Origin of the sequence: Streptomyces sp. NPDC055966 (assembly GCF_042269865.1) — a bacterium.
Classification (GTDB): Bacteria; Actinomycetota; Actinomycetes; order Streptomycetales; family Streptomycetaceae; genus Streptomyces.
Genome location: NZ_JBHJYK010000009.1, coordinates 239,824 through 256,912 on the forward strand (window position 1 = coordinate 239,824; position 17,089 = coordinate 256,912).

15 protein-coding genes are annotated in these 17,089 nt (G+C 72.6%); 8 read left to right on the plus strand and 7 right to left on the minus strand.

Going from position 1 to position 17,089, the window contains the following annotated elements:
- Positions 1 to 4 precede the first annotated feature (4 nt).
- Entirely contained in the window at positions 5 to 1,033 is a 1,029-nt protein-coding gene (locus ACFC8N_RS21190) for an L-idonate 5-dehydrogenase (RefSeq protein WP_376289024.1), read from the plus strand.
- Positions 1,034 to 1,039: 6 nt separating this feature from the next.
- Here ACFC8N_RS21190 and ACFC8N_RS21195 read toward each other — a convergent pair whose 3' ends face one another.
- The 3 genes from ACFC8N_RS21195 to ACFC8N_RS21205 form a co-directional block, all read right to left on the minus strand.
- The gene (locus ACFC8N_RS21195) at positions 1,040 to 1,666 is read right to left on the minus strand and encodes a cytochrome b/b6 domain-containing protein (RefSeq protein ID WP_356022449.1); all 627 of its coding nucleotides are present in this window, start codon (positions 1,664 to 1,666) and stop codon (positions 1,040 to 1,042) included.
- Entirely contained in the window at positions 1,650 to 2,390 is a 741-nt protein-coding gene (locus ACFC8N_RS21200; RefSeq protein WP_356022450.1) for a molybdopterin-dependent oxidoreductase, read from the minus strand. Before ACFC8N_RS21200 ends, ACFC8N_RS21195 begins: the two co-directional genes overlap by 17 nt.
- Before the next feature lie 118 nt (positions 2,391 to 2,508).
- Positions 2,509 to 3,519, minus strand: coding sequence for a hypothetical protein (locus ACFC8N_RS21205; RefSeq protein WP_376289028.1), 1,011 nt, complete (start codon positions 3,517 to 3,519; stop codon positions 2,509 to 2,511).
- 340 nt (positions 3,520 to 3,859) lie between these two features.
- Here ACFC8N_RS21205 and ACFC8N_RS21210 point away from each other — a divergent pair, with 340 nt between their 5' ends.
- The 5 genes from ACFC8N_RS21210 (at position 3,860) to ACFC8N_RS21230 (ending at position 8,317) form a co-directional block, all read left to right on the plus strand.
- Positions 3,860 to 4,756, plus strand: a complete 897-nt coding sequence (locus ACFC8N_RS21210) for a DMT family transporter (protein WP_356022455.1) — start codon at positions 3,860 to 3,862, stop codon at positions 4,754 to 4,756.
- A 68-nt stretch (positions 4,757 to 4,824) separates the two neighbouring features.
- Positions 4,825 to 5,340 (plus strand): NUDIX domain-containing protein, encoded by a 516-nt coding sequence (locus tag ACFC8N_RS21215; RefSeq protein WP_356022688.1) that lies wholly within the window; start codon positions 4,825 to 4,827, stop codon positions 5,338 to 5,340.
- 256 nt (positions 5,341 to 5,596) lie between these two features.
- The gene (locus tag ACFC8N_RS21220; protein ID WP_376289030.1) at positions 5,597 to 5,896 is read left to right on the plus strand and encodes a hypothetical protein; all 300 of its coding nucleotides are present in this window, start codon (positions 5,597 to 5,599) and stop codon (positions 5,894 to 5,896) included.
- A gap of 167 nt (positions 5,897 to 6,063) precedes the next feature.
- Positions 6,064 to 7,095, plus strand: a complete 1,032-nt coding sequence (locus tag ACFC8N_RS21225) for a phosphotransferase family protein (RefSeq protein ID WP_356022459.1) — start codon at positions 6,064 to 6,066, stop codon at positions 7,093 to 7,095.
- Between the two features lie 7 nt (positions 7,096 to 7,102).
- Positions 7,103 to 8,317, plus strand: coding sequence for an acyl-CoA dehydrogenase family protein (locus tag ACFC8N_RS21230; RefSeq protein ID WP_356022461.1), 1,215 nt, complete (start codon positions 7,103 to 7,105; stop codon positions 8,315 to 8,317).
- 62 nt (positions 8,318 to 8,379) lie between these two features.
- Here the strand turns inward: ACFC8N_RS21230 and ACFC8N_RS21235 are convergent, their stop codons facing one another.
- From ACFC8N_RS21235 to ACFC8N_RS21245, 3 genes are read right to left on the minus strand one after another with little or no spacing between them, the layout of a single operon-like run.
- Positions 8,380 to 8,973 carry a TetR/AcrR family transcriptional regulator gene (locus ACFC8N_RS21235; RefSeq protein WP_071375821.1) on the minus strand — a complete coding sequence of 198 codons (594 nt, stop codon included), beginning with the start codon at positions 8,971 to 8,973 and terminating at the stop codon, positions 8,380 to 8,382.
- 37 nt (positions 8,974 to 9,010) lie between these two features.
- Complete coding sequence (locus ACFC8N_RS21240) at positions 9,011 to 10,681, minus strand: class I adenylate-forming enzyme family protein (protein ID WP_376289033.1); 1,671 nt, start codon at positions 10,679 to 10,681, stop codon at positions 9,011 to 9,013.
- Positions 10,678 to 11,451, minus strand: coding sequence for an SDR family oxidoreductase (locus ACFC8N_RS21245; protein ID WP_376289035.1), 774 nt, complete (start codon positions 11,449 to 11,451; stop codon positions 10,678 to 10,680). Before ACFC8N_RS21245 ends, ACFC8N_RS21240 begins: the two co-directional genes overlap by 4 nt.
- A 95-nt stretch (positions 11,452 to 11,546) precedes the next feature.
- Here ACFC8N_RS21245 and ACFC8N_RS21250 point away from each other — a divergent pair, with 95 nt between their 5' ends.
- Together ACFC8N_RS21250 and ACFC8N_RS21255 are read left to right on the plus strand one after the other, a co-directional pair.
- Positions 11,547 to 12,767 carry a DUF1343 domain-containing protein gene (locus ACFC8N_RS21250; RefSeq protein ID WP_356022467.1) on the plus strand — a complete coding sequence of 407 codons (1,221 nt, stop codon included), beginning with the start codon at positions 11,547 to 11,549 and terminating at the stop codon, positions 12,765 to 12,767.
- Between the two features lie 29 nt (positions 12,768 to 12,796).
- A complete protein-coding gene (locus tag ACFC8N_RS21255) occupies positions 12,797 to 14,092 on the plus strand; it encodes a serine-threonine protein kinase (protein WP_376289037.1) in 1,296 nt (431 codons plus the stop codon).
- 39 nt (positions 14,093 to 14,131) lie between these two features.
- Here the strand turns inward: ACFC8N_RS21255 and ACFC8N_RS21260 are convergent, their stop codons facing one another.
- Positions 14,132 to 16,921, minus strand: a complete 2,790-nt coding sequence (locus ACFC8N_RS21260; RefSeq protein ID WP_376289039.1) for a penicillin acylase family protein — start codon at positions 16,919 to 16,921, stop codon at positions 14,132 to 14,134.
- Positions 16,922 to 17,089 lie beyond the last annotated feature (168 nt).

Below are 17,089 nucleotides of genomic sequence, written 5' to 3' on the forward strand. Positions count from 1 at the left end.
GGCCATGCTGGGTTGTGTCATCCACGGCGCGGGCGACCTGCGGGTCGCGGAGCTGCCGATGCCGGTCCCCGGGCCCGGCGAGGCCCTCGTCGCCGTCCGCTACGGCGGCATCTGCGGCTCCGATCTGCACTACTGGCGGCACGGCGGGGTCGGTGACTTCCGGCTCCGGGAGCCGATGGTGCTCGGGCACGAGGTGGTGGGCACCGTGGTGTCCTACGGCGCCGGGGCCACGGGTCCCGCGCCGGGTACGGCGGTCGCCGTGCACCCCGCCACGCCGTGCGGGCACTGCCCGGAGTGCGCGGACGGGCGGGCGAACGTCTGCCGGGACACCCGGTACCTGGGCAGCGCGGCCCGCTTCCCGCATGTGCAGGGCGGGTTCGCGGCCCACGTGGCCGTTCCCGCCGATCAGTTGAGGAAACTTCCGGACGGGCTCGGGCTGCGGCGGGCCGCGCTCGCGGAGCCGTTGTCGGTGGCGCTGCACGCGGTGCGGCGGGCCGGGGACGTCACGGGCCGGCATGTGCTGGTGACCGGGGCCGGGCCGATCGGGTGCCTGGTGGTCGCGGCGGCGAAGGCGGCCGGCGCGGCGCGGGTGACGGTGACCGACCTGCTGCCGGAGGCACTGCGGTACGCGGCCGTCGCCGGAGCCGACGCGCTCGTGCGGGCCGACGACCCGGACGACGCCGGATGGCCGGACGAGGCGTACGAGGCGGACACAGCCGTCGAGGCGTCGGGGGCCGCGGCCGGGCTCGACACCTGTCTGCGGCGCGTGCGGCGCGGGGGCGTGGTCGTCCAGCTCGGGATGCTGCCGCCGGGCCGCAGCCCGTTCGCCGGGAACCTGCTGGTGAGCCGGGAGATCGAGCTGCGGGGCGCGTTCCGTTTCGGTGCCGAGTTCGACGACGCGCTGGAACTGCTCGCCGCGCGCGGGGAGTTCGACGGACTGATCAGTCGCGTGGTTCCCGTGGCGGACGCCGAGGAGGCGTTCGCGCTGGCCGCCGACCGGAGCCGGTCCTGCAAGGTGCTGCTGGAGTTCTGAGCGGACTCAGGGGCGCCACAGCGGGTGTTCTCGCTTCGCCCACTCCCTGCTCACCGTCCCCGTGCGCAGGCCCCGTCGCGCCTCCGGGTCGCCCAGGGCCATGCCGATGTGGCCCGCCAGGACCACGCCGATCGTCAGGGCCAGCCAGTCGTGGACGAAGGTCGCCGAGGTGCGCCACATCAGCGGGGCGAGGTGGGTGAACCACATCAGCAGCCCGGTGCCGAGCATGACCAGGGTGGCGCCGGCGATCCAGGCGGCGTAGACCTTCTGGCCGGCGTTGAACTTGCCGGCCGGGCGGGAGGACCGGCGCTTGTCGCGCAGCAGGGCGGCGCGCAGCCACATCCGGTCGTGCGGGCCGAAGCGGTTGAGGAAGCGCAGGTCGGTGCGGAAGGCGCGGGAGGCGAGGCCGAGCAGGACCGGCACCGGCAGGGCGAGGCCCGCGCACTCGTGGACCCGGACGACCAGTTCCCGGCGGCCGACCAGGATCGCCAGCTGCGGGACGTAGAGGACCGCCGCCGTCACCACGCACACGCCCATCAGGGCGGCGGTGACGCGGTGCACCCAGCGTTCGGCCGGGCTGAAGCGGCGGACCCGGGCGTCCGGCGGGGCCGGGGTGTCAGCTCGTAGGGGCATCGGTCCGTCCGTTCGACTTGCCGACCCAGGCGTCGACGTCGTAGCCGAGGTGCTCCCAGTAGCCGGGCTGGACATGGTCGGTGACCGTGATGCCGGAGAGCCACTTGGCGGACTTGTAGAAGTACATGGGGGCGACGTAGAGGCGGACCGGGCCGCCGTGGTCGTGGCCGATGTCCTTGTCCTGCATGCGCAGCGCGACCAGGATGTCGGGGCGGCGGGCCTGGTCGAGGGTGAGGCTCTCGGTGTAGGTGCCGTCGAAGCAGGTGAAGCGGATCGCCTTCGCGGCGGAGCGGACCCCCGCCGCGTCCAGCAGGTCGGCGAGGCGGACCCCCTCGAAGGGGGTGCCCGGCACCCGCCAGCCGGTGACGCACTGGACGTCCTTGACCAGCCGGGTCTGCGGCAGGGCGCGCAGGTCGGACAGGGTGTAGGCGCGCGGGTGGTCGACCAGGCCGTCGATCGTCAGCTGGTAGTTCGCGGCAGTCCTCTCCGGCACCGACGCGGCGACGGAGTAGTAGCGGAAGCCGCCGCCGTTGGGCAGCAGGCCGGTCAGGCCCGTGGGGTCCTTGCCGGCGACGGTGCCGAGGAAGCCCTCCATGCCGCGCTGGAGCGTGGGCGCGGCGACCACGCCGAGCGCGCCCAGGCCGAGGGTGCCGAGGAGGACGCGGCGGCCGACGGGCGTGCCGCCCCGCTCACCGTGCCGTTCCTCGGGTTGTTCAGAGTTCACGTTTTCATTCGAGCACTCGGGGCTGTGGGGAGCCAGGGAATCGGGGCACCGGTCAGACTTCCGTAATCACTTCTTACGTACGTCCCGGAGAGCCGTACGGCTCAGCGGGCCGTGCCGTTCAGCGGACCGTGCCGTTCAGCGCGCGGGCGCGGGCCTCGCGGAAGGAGGCGCGCGGGTCGCGGTGTGCGTAGGACCAGGGCGCCCGGGTGGCGTGCCGGCCGATGCGCTGGAACAGGGCCGCCGCCTCGGCGGGGCGGCCGGCGCAGGACAGCGCGAAGGCGAGGTGGTTGAGGTCGACGTGGCGGCGGGGGTGTTCGTCGTGCTCCCACTCCAGCCACCAGTCGAAGCAGGCGCTGAGGATCCGGCGGGCCCGGGGGCCGGACCAGTGCCCGGAGGCGGCCGGGTCGGCGGGGGCCAGGCCGGTGGCGGCGAGGACCCGGTAGCGCTCGGCGTAGGCGACGACCGGCAGGACGGCGAGCGGGGAGTCGGCCGGGGCCTCGGCGGCGGCCAGTTCGGCCAGGTCGTACGCCTCGTGCGTCTCGGCACCCCGGCCGCCCGCGGGCCGTTCGGCGAGCCGGGCGAGGAGCAGGTGGTGGGCGTGGTGGTGCTCGGGGTGGCGGCGGCGCAGCTCGGCGAAGACGCCGAGCACCTCGCGCTCCGGGCCGAGGGTGCGGGCGAGCCGGAGCAGGCCGAGCCAGGGGGTGGGGTCGGCGGGGGCGAGGGCGGCGGCCGCGGCGCAGGCCTCGCGGGCCCGGTCGGGGTCCTCCTTGCCGCGCAGGGCGCGGTGGACCTGGGCGAGGGCGGTCAGCGCGGCGGCGTCGGCGGACTCGGGCTCGGCGAGCTGCCAGTCCCGGGCCCAGGCGAGGGCGTACGGCTCGGCGGCGAGCACGGTGAGGCGGTGGCTCCGGCGGTCCCAGTCGTCGCCCGTGTGCAGCAGCAGGGAGCGGGCGGCCTGCCGGCGGCCCTGGGCCAACGCGGCGCGCGCGGTGAGCAGTTCGCCGTCGTCCAGGGCGTCGTCGTAGACCCCGTGGCCCCCCGGACCGTGCGGGCCGGAGCCGTCCGGGGCGGTGTCGCCGGACTGGTCCGTGGGGGCCCGGCCCGCGCCGAGCAGAGGGAGAGGAGGGGGCACCGCGGAACTTCCTGTTTCTCGGGCTGCCATCGACCGATCACGCACAGCAAACCCTCACCCAAGGATCGCGTCAAGCGGAACACGGTGTTACGAGCTTCAACTTCCGCTTTCCAAGCGGAACTTGACGAACTCCGCGCAGGTGGGCCCGGAGGCGGGCGGGGCGGTCGGCGAGCGGTTGTGGCGTACGCCATGGCGCGGACGGACGGGGCCACGGAACATGGCGAGCCGACCGCCCGCCGACTGCTCCGGGTGCGGGCACTTCCGGGTCGATACCGCCCCCGGGACGCTACAGTCGGCCCTTACACGCCCGTGGTCCGGCCCGATGATCGAGGTACGCAGCGTGTCCGTTCTGGTTCTCCTCGTCGCCGTGAGCGCGGCCTGCTGTCTGGGCTTCGGTTTCGTGCTCCAGCAGAACGCCGCTCAGCAGGCACCGCTCGGCGACTTCCTGTCGTTCCGGCTGCTGCTCGACCTGATGCGGGTGCCGCGCTGGCTGGGCGGGCTCGCCCTGATGGTGTCCGGCATGGTGCTGGGCGCCGTCGCCCTCGGTGAGGGCGAGATCTCCCTGGTGGAACCGCTGCTCGCGACCAACCTGCTGTTCGCGCTCGCCCTCTCCCGGTACCAGACGAAACAGCCCCTGGGCCGGCAGGGCTGGGCGGGTCTGCTGCTGCTCGCGGGCGGGGTGAGCGCGTTCATCACGGCGGGTGAACCGCGCGCCGGGCATGCCGTCACCGATCCGCTCCGGCACTGGCTGATCATCGGCCTGACGGTCGGCGCGGCCCTGGTGCTCACGACGTACGGCAAGCGCTCCCGGCTCAGCTGGGGCCCGGTCCTGCTGGCCACGGCGGCCGGGCTGCTGTACGGCGTGCAGGACGCGCTGACCCGGGTCAGCGGCACCCGCTTCGCCGCCGGGGGCTTCCCGGAACTGCTCACCGGCTGGCAGCCGTACGGCGTGCTGGTGTGCGGGGTCACCGGGCTGGTCCTGGTGCAGAGCGCGTTCGAGACGGCCCCGCTGCGCATGTCGCTGCCCGCGCTCACCGCCGCGGAGCCGCTGGCCGGGATCCTGTGCGGGGTGGGCTTCCTGGGCGACCGGCTGCGCACCGACACCGGGGCGCTGGCCTGGGAGGCGGCGGGGCTCGCGGCCGTGGTCGCGGGCATCGTGCTGCTCGGGCTGCACCCGGCGATGCCGTGCGGCCCGGCGCAGGCGCAGCCCCCGGCCCTCGACCTCCAGCGCCGCTGAGCCCCGGGGCCGTCACCGGGTCCTGCTTGGATGAGGACATGAACCCTGCTGACGCGAACTCCTCCGACGTGAACCCCGCCGACGAGATCCTCGACATCGTCGACGAGGACGACCGGGTCGTCGGCCAGTACCCGCGCGGCGAGGCCTACGCCCGGGGCCTGCGCCACCGCTGTGCGTTCATCGAGGTCCGGGACGCGGCCGGCCGGCTCTTCGTGCACCGGCGCACGGCCACCAAGCTGGTCTTCCCCTCGCTGTACGACCTGTTCGTCGGCGGGGTCGTCGGCGCGGGCGAGTCCTACGACGAGGCCGCGCTGCGGGAGGCCGAGGAGGAGCTGGGGGTGAGCGGGCTGCCCCGGCCGGAGTTCCTGTTCAAGTTCCTGTACGACGACGGGGCCGGGAACAGCTGGTGGTCGGCGGTGTACGAGGTGCGCTGCGAACTGCCCGTGCGCCCGCAGGCCGAGGAGGTCGAGTGGCACGGCTTCCTGCCCGACGAGGAGGTCGAGCGGCGGCTCACCGAGTGGGAGTGGGTGCCGGACGGGCGGGCGGCGTACGAGCGGCTGCGGGCGTTCCGTGCCGGCGGGTGAGCGGCCGGAGGGGTCGGCGGCGTGAGCGACTTCGTGAGCGACTTCGTGCGGAACGCCCGGCTGCGGTGGGCGCGCCCGGCCCGGCGTCGTACGACCCTCCCGGCCGCCGTGGCCGCCGTGCTCTCCGCGAAGGCCGCGCCACGCGCCACGCATCCCATATGTCCGGATATTCACCGTCCACGCGTAGCCTGTGCGGCGTCGAATCCCGCCACGACCGCCCCCTGCGGGCGAGATCCCGCCCCCGAAGGTGAGCAGCATGACCACCCTTCACCAGGAACACACCGAGCACGGCACGCACCGCCACGGTCCGGACTGCGGGCACAGCGCCGTGCCGCACGGCGACCACACGGACTACGCGCACGACGGACATCTGCACCGCGAGCACGAGGGTCACTGGGACGAGTGCGAGCCGGCCGGGCACACCCCGCACCAGGGCCATGAGCACGTGCACCACGACGAGTGCGGGCACGCGCAGGTGCGCCACGGCGACCACGTCGACTATCTGCACGACGGACACCGGCACGCGGAGCACGGGGACCACTGGGACGACCACTGACCCGGGCGGAACCAGGGCCGACGGCGCTCCGGGCGGCGCGCCGGGGAGCCGTCGGCCCGACGTGGCTCCGGTCACGTTCGGACGTGTCTTCGGCACGCACACTGGACGACATACCGACCGGTCGGCATCATGAACGGGTCCTGTTCACCCGTTCGTAGGAGTGATGTATGAGCGCCGACCACCCGCCCGGACTCGACCTGGACCGGCTGCGCGCCCTGCTCGACCGCGAGCGCCCCGGTCTCGTCGCCGGCCCGCTGACCGGCCGGCTGATCGAGGGCGGCCGGTCGAACCTCACCTACGCGCTCTCCGACGGCACCTCGAAGTGGGTCGTACGGCGGCCCCCGCTCGGCCATGTGCTGGCCACCGCGCACGACATGAAGCGCGAGCACCGCGTGATCAGCGCCCTGCACCCGACGCGGGTGCCGGTGCCGCGTCCGGTGCTGCTGTGCGACAACCCCGAGGCCACGGAGGTGCTCGGGGCGCCGTTCTACGTGATGGAGTTCGTGGAGGGCACTCCGTACCGCACGGCGGAGCAGCTCGCCCCGCTGGGCGCCGAGCGCACCCGGAACGCGCTGCTGTCCCTGGTGGACACGCTGGTCGAGCTGCACGCGGTGGACCCCGCCGAGGTGGGCCTCGCCGACTTCGGCCGCCCCGAGGGCTTCCTGGACCGCCAGCTGCGCCGCTGGGGCAAGCAGCTCGACGCCTCCCGCAACCGCGAACTGGCGGGCATCGACGAACTGCACGCGGCCCTCGGCCGGGAGCTGCCCGTCTCCCCCGCCCCGGCCGTCGTGCACGGCGACTACCGCCTCGACAACGTCCTCATCGGCGAGGACGACCGGATCAAGGCGATCCTCGACTGGGAGATGTCCACCCTCGGCGACCCGCTGACCGACCTGGGCCTGCTGGTGATGTACAGCCGCCCGCTGGAGCTGCCGGACTCCCCCATCTCCACGACCGCGACGGCCGTCGGGCACCCCTCCCCCGAGGAGCTCGTCGAGCGGTACGCCGCGCGCTCGGGGCGCGACGTGTCCGCCGTCTCCTGGTACACGGCGTTCGCCTGGTTCAAGCTCGCCGTGATCCTGGAGGGCATCCACTACCGGTACACGCTCGGCCAGACGGTGGGGCGCGGGTTCGACCGGATCGGCGACCTCGTACCCGTCTTCATCGACCACGGACTGACCACTCTTCAGGAAGGCTGATCCAGAAATGGACTTCGCGTTCGACGCGCGCACCGAGGAACTGCGCGCCAAGCTGCTCGCCTTCATGGACGAGTACGTCTACCCCGCCGAAGCGGTCGCCGAGGAGCAGCGGGCCGCGCTGGCCTCCCCCTGGGACACCCCGGCCGTGGTCCACGAGCTGAAGGCCGAGGCCCGCAGGCAGGGCCTGTGGAACCTCTTCCTCCCGGACGCCGAGTACGGCGCGGGCCTCACGAACCTCCAGTACGCGCCGCTGGCCGAGATCACCGGCCGCTCCCCGCATCTCGCGCCCACCGCGACGAACTGCGCCGCGCCCGACACCGGCAACATGGAAGTGCTGGCCCAGTTCGCCGACGAGCGGCAGAAGAAGCAGTGGCTGGAGCCGCTGCTGGCCGGCGAGATCCGCTCGGCGTTCGCGATGACCGAGCCGGAGGTGGCCTCCTCGGACGCCACCAACATCACCACCCGCATAGAGCGGGACGGCGACGACTACGTCATCACCGGCCGCAAGTGGTACATCTCCGGGGCGATGAACCCGGACTGCAAGATCTTCATCGTGATGGGCAAGACGGACCCGGACGGCGCCGACATCCGCCGCCAGCAGTCGATGGTCCTGGTCCCGCGCGACACCCCGGGCGTCACCGTCAAGCGCGCCATGCAGGTCTTCGGCTACGAAGACCACTCGCACGGCGGCCACGCCGAGGTGATCTTCGACCACGCGCGCGTGCCGGTCACGAACCTCGTCGGCGAGGAGGGCGGCGGCTTCGCCATCGCCCAGGCCCGGCTCGGCCCCGGCCGGATCCACCACTGCATGCGGCTGATCGGCATGGCCGAGCGCGCGATCGAGCTGATGTGCCGCCGCGCGGTGTCCCGTACGGCGTTCGGCAAGGCGCTGGCCCAGCAGGGGGTCGTCCAGAACTGGATCGCCGATGCCCGGGTGACGGTGGAGCAGCTGCGGCTGCTGGTGCTGAAGACGGCCTGGCTGATGGACACCGTCGGCAACAGGGGCGCCCACACGGAGATCCAGGCCATCAAGATCGCCACCCCGCGCGCGGTGGTCGGCATCCTGGACCGGGCGATCCAGCTGCACGGCGCGGGCGGCGTGAGCCAGGACTTCCCGCTGGCCGAGCTGTACGCGAGCGCCCGCACCCTGATGCTGGCGGACGGCCCGGACGAGGTGCACCAGCGGTCGCTGGCGCGGCGGGAGTTGAAGAAGTACCTGTGAGGCAGCGCAGGGAGCAGGGGTGAGGGGCGTCCGCCGGGCGGCCGCCCCTCACCCGTGCGTTGCTACGGCCGCAGCGCCCGCAGCAGCAGGTCCGCCAGGTGGTCGGCGACCTGCTGCGGGGTGAGCGGGCCGTTCGGGCGGTACCAGGTCGACAGGTGGTGGACCGAGCCGAAGTGGTAGTCCACGACCAGGTCGGCCGGGGTCGCCGTGGAGAAGACGCCCTCCTTCTGGCCCTCCTCGATCAGCGCGCGGAACCGTTCGTGGTAGCGCCTGCGCTCGGCGCGGACCTGCTTGCTCTTCTCCGGGCTCAGATGGTGCATCGAGCGGAAGAAGATCATCGCGTCGTCGAGGTTCTCGATCGTCGTGACGACCACGTCCGCCGCGGCGCCCCGCAGGCGCTGCTCGACCGGTGCGGCCATGTCGGCGAAGTGGTCGAGCCGCTCCATCTGGAGGCGCAGCACGCGCGCGTACACCTCGTGCAGGAGGTCGTCCTTGGAGCCGAAGTAGTGGTACAGCGCGCCCTTGGTGACGCCTGCCGCCTCCACGATCTCCTGCACCGAGGTGCGGTCGTAGCCCTGCTCGGCGAAGAGCCGGGTGGCGGCGGCCAGCAGCCGCTGCGGGACGGGTGTCCCGTCCCCGTCCGTCGTTCTGGGCACTGCCGGCCACCTGCCTTTCCGTGTCGCTCGATGGTGCTCAGTGTTCGTCGTGCGCGCGGGAACGCAGTTCCCGGCGGAGGATCTTCCCACTCGCCGTCTTCGGCAGCTCGGGCAGGATCTCCACCTGACGCGGGTACTTATAAGCCGCAAGTCTCTCCTTGCAGTACACCGCGAGTTCGTCCGGGTCCGTCTCGGCGCCCGGACGCAGGCTGATATACGCCTTGACGGTCTCGCCACGATATCCGTCGGGCACCCCGACGACGGCCGCCTCGCGCACCGCCGGGTGGGTGTAGAGCACGTCCTCGACCTCGCGCGGCCACACCTTGAAGCCGGACGCGTTGATCATGTCCTTCTTGCGGTCGACGACGTACAGCCAGCCCTGCTCGTCCATGAAGCCGATGTCGCCGGTGCGCAGCTCGCCGTCCGGGAAGGTCTCGGCGGTGGCCTCCGGGCGCCGCCAGTAGCCGGGGATGACCTGCGGGCCGCGCACGACGATCTCGCCCTGCTCCCCGAACGGCACCTCCTCGCCCCGCTCGTCCAGGATGCGCACGAGCGTGTCGGCGCCGGGCACGCCGACCGACAGCGTCCCGGAGACGGGGTCCACCGGCGCCTCCAGGCCGGGCGGGACGGCGGCGCAGGGGGCGGTGCACTCGGTGAGGCCGTAGCCGACGCGGATGTAGGGCCCGAAGCGCTCCCGGAACCCCTCGACGAGGGCGGGCGGCACGGGGGCGCCGCCGGAGGAGATGTTGACGAAGGAGGCGAAGTGCTCGCGCGTCGCGTCCGGGCGGGCGGCCAGCGCCATGAAGGCGGTGGCGGGGCCGACCGTGTAGTGCGGGCGGTGCTCGGCGAACGCCTCCAGGACGACCCCGGGCTCGAAGCGGTAGGTCAGCACCAGGGTGCCCGCGCTGTTCAGACAGGCGCCGAACTGGCAGACCATGCCGGTGATGTGGAACAGCGGCGCGAGCGCGTAGTACACGGGCGCCTCGGGCAGCCCGAGCCCGGTGCTCTGCCGCTCGGCGTTGTGCATGATGTTGGCGTGCGTGTTGGTGGCGCCCTTGGGCGTGCCGCTGGTGCCGGAGGTGTAGCTGATCAGGGCGATGTCGTCCGGACGCGGAGCGCGGCCCTCGGGTGCCGTACCGCCCTGCCGGGCGACGGCCACGAGATCGTCGGCGTCGGCGGCACGCGGCGGCCGCTCGAACCCGAGCACGCGCGCGTCGTCACGCGTCTGGAAGTCCAGCTCGCACGCGGTGAGCACGATCCGCACCGGCGAGCCGGCCGTCGTCTCGCGCAGATACGACTCCCAGGCCCGGTCGGAGCAGACCAGCGCGGTCACCTCGGCGTCCCGCAGGACGTGCCCCACCTCGGCCGACTTGTACATCGGGTTGACGGGGACGACGACCGCGCCCGCCTTCCACGCGCCGAGGAGGGCGAGCACGAAGTGCGGGGAGTTCTGGAGCAGCACGGCCACGCGGTCACCGCGCTCCAGCCCGCGCGCGGCGAGGTGGGCGGCGACGGAGTCGCTCAGCGCGTCCACCTCGCGGTAGCTCAGCCGGGCGTCGAAGTAGGCGAGGAAGGTGCGGTCGGGGGCCTCGGCGACGGCGGCGGCGAGCGCGTGCACCAGCGAGTCGGCGGGGTCGACGGGACCGCGCTGGGCCTCGTCGAGCAGGGCGAGCCAGGGCCGGTCGGCGTACCGGGAAGGGCGGCTCACCGGGCCTCCTCCCACGTGCGCTGGACGCGGTTCATGCCGCGCAGCCAGCGGTCGGGCTCGGCGGCGCGCGCCTGGTAGAAACCGGCCACCTCGGGGTGCGGCAGGATCAGGAAGCGGTCCTCCTCGATCCCCCGGAACAGGTCGTCCGCGACGGCCTGTGGCTCGATCGCGGTCGGCTGGAGCACCAGCTCTCCGGCGCTGCCGGTCGCGGCCAGCATGTCCGTGCGCACGCCCTGCGGACAGATCGCGTGCACCTTGACGCCCCGGTGCCGGTACGTCAGCGACAGCCACTCGGCGAAGGCGTAGGCGCCGTGCTTGGTGACGCTGTAGGAGGGGGCGCCGATCATGGTGAGCAGCCCGGCGGCCGACACGGTGGACACGAACCGGCCGCGGCCGCGCTCCAGCCAGTCGGGCAGCAGCTCATGGGCCGCGCGGACGTGCGCCATGACGTTCACGTCCCAGGACAGCGCCCAGGACCGCTCGTCGAGCGGCCCGCCCGCACCGCCGTCCTCGAAGGCGACCCCGGCGTTCGCGCAGTAGACGTCGACGGTGCCGCCGAGTGCGTCCCGGGCGTCGGCGACGATCGCGGAGGCGTCGCCGGGCACGGCGGTCCCGCCGATCTCCGCGGCCACCGCCTTCGCCTTCTCGGCGTCCAGGTCGTTCACGACGACCCGCGCCCCCTCGGCGGCGAACCGCCGGGCCAGCGCGGCCCCGATCCCTCCGCCCGCCCCCGTGACGACCACTCCCGCATCCTGCACGGCTTCCACCATCGGTCTCCTTCGACACGACGCGACTCGGCTCAGCGCTCGCCAGACTAACCAGTCGGTATGTGTAAAAGGAAGAGCGACCGCACCACCCTCAAGGCATGCCTCTGTCCCGACGGAACCTCCTCGCATCGGCCACACTGGCCGCCGCCCCACGCCCGCCGCTGCACCGCGAACGCGTGCGAACCGGCTTCGAAAGGCTCGCGGCCGACGGCTACTCCCTGCTGACGGACCAGCGCGTCGGCGTCGTCACCAACCCCACCGGCATCACCCGGGACGCCCTGCACATCGTCGACGTGATGCACCAGGACCCCCGGGTGAGGCTGACGGCGGTCTTCGGCCCCGAGCACGGCTTCCGGGGCACCGCGCAGGCCGGCGGCTCCGAGGGCCGCTCCACCGACCCGGCGACGGGCCTGCCGGTCTACGACACGTACCTCAAGAGCGGCCGGGCCCTCGCCGGCATCTTCACCGCCGCCGGCGTCGACACGGTCGTCTTCGACATCCAGGACGTCGGCGCGCGCTTCTACACATACATCTGGACGCTCTACGACTGCATGGAGGCGGCCCGGCTCGCGGGGAAGCGGTTCGTGGTCCTCGACCGGCCCAATCCGGTGACCGGCCGCGAGGCCCGAGGACCGGTCCTGCACAAGGAGTTCGCGACCTTCGTCGGCCGGCAGCCGATCGCGCAGGCCCACGGCATGACCGTCGCGGAGCTGGCGCGGCTGTTCAACGGAGAGTTCCTGGACCGGCCGGTCGCGCTGGACACCGTCCCGGTGAGCGGGTGGCGGCGCTCGGACTGGTACGACGCCGCCGCCCTGCCGTGGGTGCCGCCGAGCCCGAACATGCCGACCCCGGACACGGCGCTCGTCTACTCCGGCACCTGCATGATGGAGGGCACCAACCTCTCGGAGGGCAGGGGCACGACGAGGCCCTTCGAACTGCTCGGCGCCGAGGGCGTCGACGGCCGCTGGGCCGCCGCCGCGAACGAACTCGCCCTGCCCGGCGTCCGGTTCAGGGAGGCGTACTTCGCGCCCACGTTCTCCAAGTTCGCGGGCAGGACGGTCGGCGGGGTGCAGATCCACGTGACGGACCGGACCGCCTACGACCCGGTACGCACCGGGATCGCGCTCCTGGTGACCGCGAAGAAAGTCTGGGCGGACTTCGCCTGGCGGCCGGACGACTGGATCGACAAGCTCACCGGTTCGGACCGGGTGCGCACGATGATCGACGCGGGCGCGGGCACGGACGAGGTGACGGGCGCCTGGCAGGACGAGCTGGCCGCGTTCCGGCGTACGCGAAAGGGGTATCTCCTGTACGAGTGAGGCCCGATGGACGGCCGAGGGAGCCCGGCATGGCGGATCCTGGAACGATCGTGTCTCCCTACTGGGAGCTGACCTTCGACGCGGACGGGGACGTGGACGGCTCCGAGCGCGACCGGTTGCTGGCACAGGTCGCGGAGCGCGGCGTCCGTGACCTGATGGTCTTCGCCCACGGCTGGAACGACGACCGTTCGAGCGCGACCGCGCTGTACCGCCGCTTCTTCGCCCCGGTCCCCGGGCTCGCCCCGCACGCCCGGCTCGGCTACGTGGGCGTGATCTGGCCGTCGATGCGCTTCAGCGACGAGCCGATCCCCGACTTCCCGAGGTCGACGGCGGTCGCGGCGGCGCAGCCGGCGGGGCTGGACGCGGACACCCAGCGGGCGTTGGTGGCGGTCTTCCCGGACCGGGCGGCGCTGATCGGCCGGTTGGCCCGGATGCTGGACGAACGGCCGGACGGCGCCCAGGGGCTGGCCGAGTTCGGGCGGCTGGTGCGGCAGCTGATCGACGGGGAGCGGCTGCCCGGCGTCGCCGACACGGAGGAGGAGGGCGAACCGCGGGTGTTCGCCGAGGACCCGGCGACCGCGTGCGCGGAGTTCGCCGAGGCGCTCGCGTCGGTCCGGTCCACGGCAGCCCCCGCCGAGGGGTTCAGCATCCCGAACCCCTGGGAGGGCGCCAAGGAGCTGCTGCGGCAGGCGGCGTACTACACGATGAAGCGGCGCGCCGGGACGGTCGGCGAGCGCGGACTCGGCCCGGCGATCGGGAGGCTGGCGGGGGCGGTGCCCGGGGTGCGGGTGCATCTGATGGGGCACAGCTTCGGCGGGCGGCTGGTGTCGTTCGCGCTGCGCGGGCTGCCCGACGGGGTGCGGGCGGTGAAGTCGGTGACGCTGCTGCAAGGCGCCTTCTCGCACTACGCGTTCGCGGAGCGCGTGCCACAGGCCCCGGACCAGGCGGGGGCGTTGAAGGATCAGCAGCGGCGGATCGACGGTCCGCTGGTGGCCTGCTACTCGCACTTCGACTCCGCGCTCGGCACCTTCTATCCGCTGGCCTCCCGGCTGTCGGGGGACGACCGCTCGTGCGTGGGCAGCGAGATCGCGGCCCTGCTCGGGCCGGAGTGGGGTGCCATGGGGCACGACGGGGTGCAGGCGGTGCCGGGGGCCGCGCGGCTGGACCTCGCGACGGCGCTGGCGTGGGGGCTGCCGGCGACGGGGTGCGTGAGCGTGGACGCGGCGTCGGTCGTCCGCCGGGGCGGCCCGCCGGCCGGGGCGCACAGCGACATCGTGCACGCCGAGCTGGCGCGGGTGGTCCTGGCGGCGGGCCGTATCGGCTGAGCCGGCCCGCCGCCGGGGCGTCACCTCGTCCCCGTCACCTCATCGGTGCGAGGTGTACTCCACCACCTGCTGGAAGGTCGGCCGGTTCTGCCAGCTGATGTTGCCGTGCTTGATGCCGCCCAGGGTGCGCTGCACGATCGAGTCGGCGCACCACTGGTCGCCCGCGGAGCACAGGGAGTCTCCGGGGTAGACCTGGGCGGCGGTCATGCCCGCGGCCTGGTCCAGGGTGCTGATCAGGATGTTCCGGCAGGAGCCGAGGTCACCGCCGCCGCAGTACTTCTCGGCGAATCCGCCCTGCACGTTCTCCCCGAGCACCGCCCGGATGTCCTTGTCGACATAGCTCCACCAGCCGTACTGGAAGGAGCTGCCGGCGTGCGAGCCGGTCGGGCCGTGTCCGGCGGACGGGGCCTCGTCGATCGACAGGTTGCCGGTCAGGTCGGTGTACAGGTCGCTGCCGAGCCCGGGTTCGAACTCCGCCTTGACCAGCAGCGGCCACCACGCGTCCAGGATGCGGATCGCGTCGGCGTCGGCGTACGTCTTCGAACCCGCCGAGGTCTCCGTGCGCCGCGCACCCGCGGTGCTCCAGGCCTGGAGCTTGTTCACCGCGGCGGCGGCCGTGGGGTCGGACACCGCTGAGGAGTTGATCACCTTCAGCAGCTTCGGCAGCACGTCCTCGGCGCGCAGGTCGGCGAGGGCCGCGTCCGCCATGGCCTGCACCAGCTGGGTCCGGGTCACGCCGCCGGCCGCGACCAGCTTCTTCACCCGGTCGTCCAGCAGATTGCCGCGGTGCACCGAGCCGTCGCCCCAGGACGCAGTCGTGTAGTCCTTGGCCTGCTTGTTGTTCCAGGAGACGTAGTAGTCCTGGTCGATCGAGTTGGGATGCGCGGAGGCCGGGGTGTAGTCGGCCGTGTTGGTGTCCGGGTCCCAGTTGCGCCACTCGTACGCGGGCTGTGCCCAGACGGGGAACTCGGCGTCGACACCGGCGGCCCGGACCGGGTTGTCACCGCTGTTGTAGTACGCGGTGTGCCGGGAGTCGGCGTAGAACCAGTTGAACGTGAAGTTGATGTGCCGGGCCGCGCTCTGGAAGTCCTGGGGGCCCTTGACGTAGTCGGGGTCGTTCAGCATCTGGAAGCCGATGATCGAGTCGGCCTCGTGCAGGTACGACGAGCGCAGCGTGGTGTAGGCGACCTTCTTGCCGCCGACGGTCGCGCGGTACTCCACCGGCCCGTACTTCGTGCGCCAGACCTTCATCGTGTACGACCCGGCCGGCGTGCTGTCGGCCGTGGTCGGTGACCAGGAGTTCTTCTGCTCGACCTCGTCCATGGCCGTACAGGTGCCGTGGTACAGGTAGTGGTGGTCGTCCTGGCACAGCTCGACGGCGTAGGTGTCGATGATGTCCTGGCCCGAGGTGGTCGCGGACCACGAGTAGTCCTGGCCGCGGCCGAGTTCGACGTACATGCTCAGGCCCGCGAAGGAGGCGCCGCGCGCGCTGATGCCGGGGCCCTGGATCTCCTGGAGCATGAGCAGCTGCGGGGCGAAGTAGCCGGTCTGCGGCCCGAAGACGGCGATCGGATGCCCGCTGGCGGTGTACTTGCCGCTCACGACGAGGGCGTTGGACATCCCGCGGTGGGACGAGCTGAGCGTGCTCTTCGCCGCGGCGGTGGAGGTGCTCTTCGCGGCCGCGGTGGCCGCGCTGCCCGTACGGTCGTAGACGAGCGGCTCCTGGGTGACCGACCCGGCGTCGGGCAGGGCCTCGCCCTGGGCGGTGTCCGGCTTTCCGCCGTAGGGAAAGCTCGATCCGTCGTGGACGGTCAGCACGGCCTCGGGGTCGTTGCGCTCACGGAAGGACTCCCAGACCTTGGTGCCCTCCTCGACCCCGTACTTCTGCTGGGCGGCGAGCAGGGAGACGGCGTTGTTGACCTCGCCGCCGCCGCCGGAGCCGAACAGCGTGCCGATGACGGAGGCCAGCGCCACCAGGTCGGTGATCTTGAAGTGGTCTATGGTGCCGGCGTTGGTGATCGGGTCCTTGTGGCCGGTGAGGTCGTACTCGCCGGGGAAGTAGCGGCCGCTGTCGGAGGCGTCGATGTACGAGTTGATGCCCGCGAGGTAGGCGTCGGCGTCGGCGAGGGCCTGCTGGCCGCGGGCGCCGTTCCTGGCCACCGCGTTGTCGATCTGCGCCTGGAGGTCGGCCTCGGTGTAGGGCGCGTTGCGGTAGAACTCCTGCTCCAGGCCCTGGTTGGCGGCGGCGCCGCCGGCGAAGGAGGTCAGCTGGCCGCGGCCGACGTGCCGGAAGACGTCCATCAGCCACAACCGGTCCTCGGCCGCCGCGTATCCGGCGCCGAACTCGGTGCCGTACCGCGTGCTGCCTGTGATGTGCGGCACACCGGCCTTCTTGTCGCGGACGATCGTCACGTCACTGCGGCCGGCCGGGTTCTCGGTGGAGGCGACCTGGTCGGACGGGACGCCGAACGACGAGTCGTTGAAGAAGTTGTTGATCGTCGCGTCGGTCAGGCCCTTGTAGCCGCTCGCCAGGTTCGCGTACGGGCCGAGCTGGTCCTCGGCGTGCGAAGGCTGGGTGCCGAAGGCCTGGTTGAGCAGGATCTGCGCGAGGGTGGCGTTGCCGTTCTCGCCGGGCGGCAGGATGTCCGAGCACCGGCCGCCGCAGTAGTCGTTCGAGGCGGTGGCCGTGGCGGCGGAGGCTGCCGTCTGCGTGAGAGGGGAGAGCAGGCCGCCGACGAGGACGCAGATCGAGGCGGTCTTCAGGAACCTGGTGAAGCGGCGGGACGTTCTCAGTCTGACAAGGGCGGTGCGTGGGGTTCGCCGTGGCATGGCAGCTCCAAGCGACTGGGGTGGCCGAACGTTACCGCCGGTATCCCCAGCTTTAAAGATGAACATGCGTCAGTTTTGGGAGTCGGCAAGCAGAACCACAGGACGAGATGGAGCCGAATCGCCTGTCGATACGTCTACTCGTCGACGCCGCGCGCGGTTCGCGCGGCA

What these genes read in the sequence shown, in the direction of transcription:
- ACFC8N_RS21255 (WP_376289037.1), top strand. Translation starts at nt 12,797, where the DNA reads ATGGCGGATCCTGGAACGATCGTGTCTCCCTACTGGGAGCTGACCTTC.
- ACFC8N_RS21225 (WP_356022459.1), top strand. Translation starts at nt 6,064, where the DNA reads ATGAGCGCCGACCACCCGCCCGGACTCGACCTGGACCGGCTGCGCGCC.
- ACFC8N_RS21220 (WP_376289030.1), top strand. Translation starts at nt 5,597, where the DNA reads ATGACCACCCTTCACCAGGAACACACCGAGCACGGCACGCACCGCCAC.
- ACFC8N_RS21260 (WP_376289039.1), bottom strand. Translation starts at nt 16,921, where the DNA reads ATGCCACGGCGAACCCCACGCACCGCCCTTGTCAGACTGAGAACGTCC.
- ACFC8N_RS21245 (WP_376289035.1), bottom strand. Translation starts at nt 11,451, where the DNA reads ATGGTGGAAGCCGTGCAGGATGCGGGAGTGGTCGTCACGGGGGCGGGC.
- ACFC8N_RS21250 (WP_356022467.1), top strand. Translation starts at nt 11,547, where the DNA reads ATGCCTCTGTCCCGACGGAACCTCCTCGCATCGGCCACACTGGCCGCC.
- ACFC8N_RS21190 (WP_376289024.1), top strand. Translation starts at nt 5, where the DNA reads ATGCTGGGTTGTGTCATCCACGGCGCGGGCGACCTGCGGGTCGCGGAG.
- ACFC8N_RS21195 (WP_356022449.1), bottom strand. Translation starts at nt 1,666, where the DNA reads ATGCCCCTACGAGCTGACACCCCGGCCCCGCCGGACGCCCGGGTCCGC.
- ACFC8N_RS21230 (WP_356022461.1), top strand. Translation starts at nt 7,103, where the DNA reads ATGGACTTCGCGTTCGACGCGCGCACCGAGGAACTGCGCGCCAAGCTG.